This is a genomic window from uncultured Campylobacter sp. (genome assembly GCF_937981295.1).
In the GTDB taxonomy this organism is placed as follows: Bacteria; Campylobacterota; Campylobacteria; order Campylobacterales; family Campylobacteraceae; genus Campylobacter_B.
Window position 1 is genome coordinate 1 of sequence record NZ_CALJPC010000104.1, and the last position, 2,297, is coordinate 2,297.

Genomic DNA, 2,297 nt, shown 5'->3' on the forward strand with positions numbered 1-2,297 from the left:
ATCTTCGCTCTCCATAAAGGTAACGCCCGGCAATACGTAGTCCGCGTAATCACAGGTGTCGGTATCATAAGGATCGATGACTACTAAGAAAAAGTCGTCGTCCATCACGCGTTTTTTGATTAAATTTGTATTCGGCGCCGTTACCATTAAATTTGAGTTGTAGTTGATACAGGCACGAATGACCGTATTTATTGGTTTGTCGAGATAGGTCGGATTTTCCTTTTGGATGCCTTTGCCGAATTCTACATAGCTTACCTGCTGGCGCTCTATCTTTTTGCCTTCCGCGTCTTTCGGCGAAAGATCTGGCATGCAGTTATCGAAGTTAAAGCAGCCCTTTACGTGCACGTAAGCCCAGAATAATCCGCCGCCAAGTTTTGTAAGGCAGCCCGTAAGTACCGGCAAGAAAGTAACCGCGCGCACCAGCCTTGCGCCGTTAAAGTGTCTTTGCCCGCCGTCGCCGTGCATGATAGCCGGTGCTTTGGCGTGGGCGTATTCTCTAGCAAAGACTTTGATCTGATCGACGCTTGCTCCGCACATTTCAGATAGTTCGCCATAAGTGTAGAGTGAGCACTCATGTACTAGATCCTCAAAGCCGGTTGTATATTTTTCTACGAATTCATGATCATATAGATCTTCTTCTATCAAAAATTTGCAGACCGCTAGACAAAATGCCGGATCGCTTGAAGGCTTTAGCTGGATAAACATATCGGCCTGGTTTGCGAGCGGAATTCTGATCGTATTTATGACGATGATCTTGCCGCCTCGCTTTTTGACGCGGTGGGCAAATCTAATCCAGTGCACCGCCGTATAGGCTTCGTTTGAGCCCCAGCTGATATACATATCGCTCTCATCGACTTCCAGCGCGTCTTTTGAAAAGTCCGTGCCGATAACGCTCGGCGTGCCCGCATAGCGCGGCCAGTCGCATGGATTGCGCACAAGCCTCGTAGCACCGTATTTTTCAAAGAAATTTCCCGGCGCGATCGTCTTTGAGATATGCCCTTCGTTGCCCGAATAGACAAATTCCGTCAGCGCCTCGCCGCCGTATTTTGCCTTGATCTCGGTGAGCTTCGCGGCTATCTCTTTTAGCGCTTGATCCCAGCTGATGCGTTCCCATTTACCCTCGCACTTTTTACCGACGCGCTTCATTGGGTACATTATGCGATCGGCGTTGTATAGATGCATTGCATAGGTATGACCTTTGACGCAGACCGTGCCTTGCGTTAGAGGGTGCTTCGGATCACCCTTGATGCTGACCATCTTACCGTCTTTGATCTCTGCGATCATCGAACAGGCGTCGCGGCAGTTTCTAGGACAGGTGAGATAGTGATACTCTACGCCCTGCTCGTTTTTATAGGATTTCGGTTTAAAATCCACCTCAAACTGCTCCATACCAAATAGGCTTGGAGAGGCTCCCGCCGTAGCTAGAGCCGCTCCCGCGCCTTTTAAGAAAGAACGTCTTTGCATCTCTTCTCCTTAAATGTGGGCTTTATTTCATATCGTATATGAAAACTTTATTTTCTTTGCCTTCGCGCGAAAAAACATAAAATTTGCCGTCCTTCACCGCAAGCGCTCTCGCGTTTGCCGCTCCGCTAAAACTATACGCATCCTCAATTGTATGAGTTTGCAAATTTAGCTTTAAAATGGTCGAGAAATTTTTACTCAAAAGATAAACGGCATCAGGCTGAGCGTCGATGCCCGTGACGTAGTATTCGCCTAGGCTCCTGCTCTCTTTTAGTTTTAAATTTGAGCCGATTTGCGGAATAAATTCCTCCAAAATCATCTTGTCGTCGCCGTCAAACACCGCCACGCTCCAATAATCCCTCACGTCGTTAGGCACGGACGCAACGATAAATTTATTCGCAGCCGCGTCGTAATCCCAGCCGAGGATATATTGCTGCTTTGCTCGAAGCGTGGAGAAGCGCCCTTTGTTACCGAGATCGTTTAGCTTCCATTTATCCCAGCCCTCGCTCAAGTGCCTCCACTGGCTGTTTTGCTCCTCTGCACTCAATCCGTCCGTAGGCTCATAAAAGACGAAGGTTTTATTAAAACTTATCATGCCGAGCTCGTTTTTGTACCACGCAGCACCCACGGTTGCCTCCATCTCCATTATAAAGTGGCGATCGTGCTTGCCGTATCTAAGCGGCTTTAAATTTTCGTCCGCAACGTAAAATTCGTTATTTTTAGAAACCAGCGCGAACTGCTTTTTATCTGCGTCGTAGTCCGCTCCCGTAATCGGCGCATCGTTTTGCAAGCTTAAGCTTACTTCCGCACTCGGTGCACCGAGCTCCTTCACGCCT

2 protein-coding genes are annotated in these 2,297 nt (G+C 48.3%); both read right to left on the reverse strand.

What is annotated here, in order from left to right; genetic code table 11:
• Positions 1 to 1,464, reverse strand: a 1,464-nt coding sequence (locus tag Q0135_RS11015) for a molybdopterin-dependent oxidoreductase (RefSeq protein ID WP_297990446.1), incomplete at its 3' end; no start/stop codon positions are given.
• 22 nt (positions 1,465 to 1,486) lie between these two features.
• On the reverse strand, positions 1,487 to 2,297 hold an 811-nt coding region (locus tag Q0135_RS11020), incomplete at its 5' end, for a hypothetical protein (RefSeq protein WP_297990448.1).